The organism is Frankia sp. CcWB2, from assembly GCF_977927585.1.
Map to the genome: position 1 here is coordinate 11,961 of NZ_CDWRCM010000057.1, position 1,033 is coordinate 12,993.

At 66.5% G+C, this 1,033-nt stretch carries 1 pseudogene; it reads right to left on the reverse strand.

Annotated features, from left to right (window positions below):
- Positions 1 to 451, reverse strand: a pseudogene (locus tag ACY45C_RS08510) (CpaF family protein); the annotation flags it as partial.
- Positions 452 to 1,033: the final 582 nt, after the last annotated feature.

The following is a 1,033-nucleotide window of genomic DNA, read 5'->3' on the forward strand; positions in this document are numbered from 1 at the left end:
GGGAACCGTCCGGAAGCATGGCGTCGACGAACGGGGTCGAGAGGTCCACCCGCCGGCCCGAGGACTTCAGCATCCGCTCGACGAGGTCCTGGACCTGATCGGCCGTCAGAATGGTCGTCGTCAGCTCGCTGCGACCGGCCCGGGCGACGAATACCCGGCCCGGCTCGTTGATCCAGATCTCCTCCACGGTGGGGTCGTCGAGGTGGCGTTGCAGCGGCCCGAACCCGGCAACCGCGTCATAGACCAGCCGGGCGGTGACGTCCCGGTCGACGACCGGGGGAAGGTCACTGACGAGAACCCGTTCCTCATAATCGGCGAGCACCTCGTGAACGAGCTGACGCACCTGCGCCGGGTCCCGCACGGGATCGAGAGAACGCCGCCGGACGAGCTCTCTGACCTCGTCCTCCACGAACGATGTCGCGTCCAGCCAACTGCCGCGTGCCACCGCCACGGAAACCGCTGCTCCTCCGGCTTTCGTCTCTTCCCGCCCCGATAATTGCCACGAAGCGTAGAAAGAAGGTCACTGGTAAGCAACCCCCGACGCCGGGGGCAGACGCAACAACGTTCGCACAACCCCCACCGGGGACATGGAGCGGGTAGGGCTCAGGTAGGCCACAGCCCGTACAGAGTCCCCCCTTGACCACCAAGGTTGCTACTCTCCGCAGTCAAAAAGCGGTCGCGGACCGGACATTTGTCATCGCTCTGTGCGCATATCGACTGCACCGACGGTGCACCAACCGCCCCGGAAACGCCCGCGCGATTTCTCCCTCGAAACGACGCCGAGGCGATAGCCTTTCGGCGGTCCCTAACCCGAACATCCCTGTAGCCGATATCGCATCGCTGGGTCGACAGGCGGAATCCCCCCACCCCGCCGGTCTCATCCAGCGTCCCACCAACGCCTGCCTCGGGGGTCCCTTCCGTGTCCGGTCAGCCAACAACCAGCGCGGTCGCCAGCCGCCCGCGAGAACCTCATTCGGCCACCAGGGCGGCGTTGCTCCCGACGCCTCCCCGGCACGATCCCCCGGAGTGGAAA